This window comes from Halomonas sp., assembly GCF_041689495.1.
Taxonomy (GTDB): domain Bacteria; phylum Pseudomonadota; class Gammaproteobacteria; order Pseudomonadales; family Halomonadaceae; genus Halomonas.
Window position 1 is genome coordinate 1 of record NZ_JBDNGD010000414.1, and the last position, 4,385, is coordinate 4,385.

Consider the following 4,385-nt stretch of genomic DNA (forward strand, 5'->3'; position numbering starts at 1 on the left):
CGACGATGCGGGCGATCAGGTACAGGCCGGCCCGATAGAATTCGTGGGCGATGCGGTGGTGGATCATCGCCAGCACACCGGGGTAGCAGATGAGGACCTCATCGACACAGGTGGCGGCCGGATCGCCCCGGTACGCCGCCAGCACGTCCCGGTCGAGCCGACGACGCAGCTCGGGCAGGGAGGAAGCAAACTGACTCACCAGGACCTTCGCGTGTGCATCGACCTCGGCCGGCAACGCGAGAGTGCCTCGGTAAAGAAGCTCCAGTCTGACCTGCTCGTGAAGGTGTGTGAGGGTCTGGCCGAGCTGGTAGCCCACGTAATAGTTCTCGCTTTCCTTTTTCAGCTCGGACGGGCCAAGGCGCATGGGAAAGAGGACACCGCAGAGGGTATCGACGATAGCGTGGATCGCATGGTGTGCCGGCAACTCGCGGCTGCCCAGTTCCAGCTCACGGCCCTGTTGCTCACGCCAGTCGTGTCGCGCCTGTCTCAAGCCCGTGACGACACTGTCCAGAGGCCAGTCGAGCGCCCCCCGTTGCGAAGAAATCTCGTCGCTCACCTCGATGCTCCCTTCATGGCGGATGTCGGCCCCATTCTATACCCACCACCGCCTTCTCGATATTGGCAGCAGAATCGGACAAACAGCCGATATGGCGCCGTCTTCGGTGAGACACCCTTGGGACATGACGATGCCATCTTCTTCCCTGCCCGACAAATGCCCGCGACGCGCGCCGATGCAGTACCATGGGGCCTCTTCTGGCCTCGAGGAGATCCCCATGGACTGGAACCCTGCCTTCATCTGGCTGGTCCTCGCCCTGCTGCTGGGCCTGGCGGAGCTGACCTCCGGCGGCATGGTACTGCTGGCCCTCGCCTCCGCCGCGGCCCTGACGGCGATCATCGCCTGGATCGGGCTCGGGCTGTCCTGGCAATTGCTGGGCATGGGCATCTTCTCGGGCCTGATGGTGCCGCTGGCCATCCGGGTGATCCGCCCCTGGTTCTCGCCACGGGGCGTGGCCTACGGCACCACTGGCACCGGGGTCGACAAGGGCCGCGTCTTTACCACCCTGAAACGCGATTTCGATGGTGCCACCAGCATCAAGGTTAATGGTGACTTCTTCCGGATTCGGGTCGCCGACCGCGGGCAAATCGACCTGCCGGCCGGTACCCGGGTCACCTTCATGTCCTTCGATGGCACCACCGCCATCGTCAGGATGACATCCAGCAACCCAGACGCCACCCATCAACACAGCGAGCATTGAACATGGAATTACCTGTCAGTCCGGGCCTGATCATCAGCCTGATCATCGTCGTCATCGGCATCCTGATCATCGCGAAGGGCCTGGTGGTCGTCCGCCAGTCGGAGGTGATGGTGATCGAGCGCCTGGGCTCCTTCAATCGGCTGCTGGAAAGCGGGATCAACCTGATCATTCCCTTCGTCGAGCAGCCCCGTGCCATCACCATGATCCGCTACCGCAAGATGGGCGATGAGTACCACGCCATCACCAGCGACGAGATCCGCATCGACCGGCGCGAGACGGTGATGGACTTCCCCGGCCAACCCGTGGTGACCACCGACAACGTCACGGTGAACATCAACGGCGCCCTCTACTACCAGATCATCGATCCCAAGCGCGCCGTCTATGAGGTGGAGAACATGAGCCAGGCGGTGGAGGTGCTGGCCAAGACCACCCTGCGCTCGGTGGTCGGCAAGATGGAGCTCGACAAGCTCTTCAAGTCCCGCGCCGAGGTCAACAACGAGATCCAGCGGGCCATGGAGGAAGCCGCTTCCAAATGGGGGGTGAAGATCTCGCGGGTCGAGGTGCAGGATATCGCCATGCCCGAGGAGGTCGAGACCGCCATGCGCCTGCAGATGGCCGCCGAACGCAAGCGACGCGCCACCGTGACCGAAGCCGAGGGCGAGAAGTCCGCGGCCATCGCCATGGCCCAGGGCCAGCGGGAGTCATCGATTCTCAACGCCGAGGGCGACAAGCAGTCCGCCATCCTGCGCGCCCAGGGCGAACAGGAGTCGATCAAGCTGGTTCTCAATGCCATCGGCGACAGCGAGGAGAACAAGCGCACCGTGGTCGGCTACCTGCTCGGGCAGAGCTACATCAAGGTCCTGCCGACCATGGCCAAGGACGGCGAGCGCGTCTTCGTGCCCTACGAGTCCTCCGCCCTGCTCGGCTCCATGGGCATGTTCCGCGAAATGGCCGGCTCACCGGAAGACGCCGTGTCCCGGCACCTCCGCTCCAGCGACAGCCAGGGCGGTCTGCGCAGCGGCATGGTGGGCGGCGCCTCGAGTAGCTGATCAGCGGCCTTCTTGTGCCGTAAGCAGACCGTCATTCATCTTCCGGCCTTCTGCCCAAACAGGATGCGCCGCTCGTCCTCGTCGGGTGGCGCCTGACGTCGGTATTGCTTGCCCAAGTCGACGCCACGCTGCACCGCCGGGCGCTCCTTGATCGCCTGGCGCCAGCACGTGACGCGAGGGAAATCGTCGAGCGGCTGGCCCAGCGGCTTGGCGATCAGCACCCAGGGCCAGGCGGCGATATCGGCAATGGTGTAGTCATCGCCGAGCAGATAGTCACGCCCCTCCAGGCGCCGCTCCAGCACCCCCAGGCAGCGCTGGTACTCGTTGGCGTAGCGCTCCAGCGAGTAGGGATGCTCGCCGGGGGCGTAGTTGACGAAGTGGCTGAGCTGGCCGGCCATGGGCCCCAGGTTGCCCACCTGCCAGAACAGCCACTCGCGCAGCTCCTTGCGCCCGCGCAGGCTCCTGGGCAGAAATTGGCCGGTCTTCTCGGCAAGATGCATCAATATGGCGCCGGACTCGAAGATCGGCAGCGGACCAGCATCAGCGGCATCCTCGACGTCGTGATCGATGATGGCCGGCATACGGTTGTTGGGACTGATCGCCAGAAATTCCGGGCGAAACTGCTCACCCTTACCAATGTTGAGCGGGATGGTGCGGTAATCCAGGCCACACTCCTCGAGCATGATGGAAACCTTCCAGCCGTTGGGCGTCGGCCAGTAGTAGAAATCGATCATGGCTTTTTCTCCTCAACAGTGTCCCTCGCGACGCCGATAGCGCCGGCGCGTTCCAGTCGAGTGAGCGTGTCGTCGTCATAGCCGCATTGGCGCAGCACGGCGAGCGTATCCTGGCCCAGTGCCGGTGCCCCGCGCCATTCGACGGTCTCGGCGCCATCGAAGCGCGCCGGGGCGCGCGCCTGGCGCAATCGTCCGGCAAGCGGGTGCTCGACCTCCTGAATAATGCCGTTGGCCCGCACTTGCGGGTGATCGATCAACTCGCCACGGGTCAGCACCGGCGCGCAGGGCACGCCTTCGGCTTCCAGGCGTTCCAGCCAATGCGCGCTGTCCGCGCCACAGATCACCGACTGGGTGAGTTCGAGCCGCGCATCGATGTTGTCCTGGCGCAGGGCGGCGGTCGCAAAGCGCGGATCGTCGCCCCATTCGGGGCGTTCCAGGGCGCGCAGCAGGGCCCACCACTCGCGATCGTTCTGCACCGCCAAGGTGATATAGCCGTCGCGGGTTTCATAGATCAGGTCCTGAAAGCTCGCCGCCGCCTGCTGGGGCAGTTCACCGCTCACGAAGGTCTGGCTGCCCATGTCCGAGGCCCACAGGAAAGCGATCACCGAGTCGAGCATGGAAAGCCGCACATGCTGGGGCGTCCGGGTGCGCTCGCGGGCAAAGAGTGCCGCGGTGATCGCCTGGGCGGCGGTCACCCCGGTCAACTTGTCCGGCAGGATGGTACGCACCAGCTGCGGGCGCCGCTCATCGGAGCCTGCCTGCACCGTGGCCAGCCCGGAGAGCCCCTGAACCAGCGGATCGTAGACCGGCTTCTGGGCATAGGGGCCCGCCTCGCCGAAGCCGCTGATCGAGACATAGACGATGGAGGGCGCGACGTCACGAACCGCTGCCTCGCCGAACCCCATGCGCTCGATGACACCGGGGCGAAAATTCTGCACGAACACGTCGGCGTCTTCGAGCAGACGCCGCAGCGCGGCACGACCGTCCTCATTCTTGAGGTCGAGGGCCACCGAGCGCTTGTTGCGATTGTTGTTGAGATACGACGCGGCGAAGCCGCCCTGGCGGTTGGCCGCCGAGCGGGTGAAGTCGCCGCCGCGAGGGTTCTCCACCTTGATCACCTCGGCGCCCTGGTCGGCGAGCATCATGGTCGCGAGCGGCCCCGACACCATCGCGGTGAGATCGAGGATACGGATACCCGTCAGCGGTCCGGTCATGGCCATCGCCTCCGTTGCGAACGTTTGGAATCCCAAGATATCAGAAGATAGTATCTGTCCGCCGGTACATTACCAGCCGTTGTATCTCGTGCATGTAAGCCAAAGTGAAGTGGTCCCCGTCAGCGATTGCCA

4 protein-coding genes and 1 pseudogene are annotated in these 4,385 nt (G+C 64.5%); 2 read left to right on the plus strand and 3 right to left on the minus strand.

All coding sequences use genetic code 11. From position 1 onward, the window contains the following. Positions 1–556: pseudogene (locus tag ACESMD_RS12880) on the minus strand (serine acetyltransferase); the annotation flags it as partial. A 217-nt stretch (positions 557–773) separates the two neighbouring features. On the opposite strand from ACESMD_RS12880, the gene ACESMD_RS12885 reads away from it, so the two are divergent. Then, positions 774–1,256, plus strand: a complete 483-nt coding sequence (locus tag ACESMD_RS12885) for an NfeD family protein (protein ID WP_372613774.1) — start codon at positions 774–776, stop codon at positions 1,254–1,256. Positions 1,257–1,258: 2 nt separating this feature from the next. Further along, entirely contained in the window at positions 1,259–2,305 is a 1,047-nt protein-coding gene (locus tag ACESMD_RS12890) for an SPFH domain-containing protein (RefSeq protein ID WP_372613776.1), read from the plus strand. 35 nt (positions 2,306–2,340) lie between these two features. Here ACESMD_RS12890 and ACESMD_RS12895 read toward each other — a convergent pair whose 3' ends face one another. Together ACESMD_RS12895 and ACESMD_RS12900 are read right to left on the minus strand one after the other, a co-directional pair. Beyond that, a complete protein-coding gene (locus ACESMD_RS12895; RefSeq protein WP_372613777.1) occupies positions 2,341–3,039 on the minus strand; it encodes a glutathione S-transferase C-terminal domain-containing protein in 699 nt (232 codons plus the stop codon). Then, on the minus strand, positions 3,036–4,253 hold the full coding sequence (locus ACESMD_RS12900) for a CaiB/BaiF CoA transferase family protein (RefSeq protein ID WP_372613779.1): 1,218 nt from the start codon (positions 4,251–4,253) through the stop codon (positions 3,036–3,038). Before ACESMD_RS12900 ends, ACESMD_RS12895 begins: the two co-directional genes overlap by 4 nt. Positions 4,254–4,385: the final 132 nt, after the last annotated feature.

Bases quoted from the DNA above. Each gene is read 5' to 3' on its own strand.
- ACESMD_RS12885 (WP_372613774.1), top strand. From the start codon at position 774: ATGGACTGGAACCCTGCCTTCATCTGGCTGGTCCTCGCCCTGCTGCTG.
- ACESMD_RS12890 (WP_372613776.1), top strand. From the start codon at position 1,259: ATGGAATTACCTGTCAGTCCGGGCCTGATCATCAGCCTGATCATCGTC.
- ACESMD_RS12895 (WP_372613777.1), bottom strand. From the start codon at position 3,039: ATGATCGATTTCTACTACTGGCCGACGCCCAACGGCTGGAAGGTTTCC.
- ACESMD_RS12900 (WP_372613779.1), bottom strand. From the start codon at position 4,253: ATGACCGGACCGCTGACGGGTATCCGTATCCTCGATCTCACCGCGATG.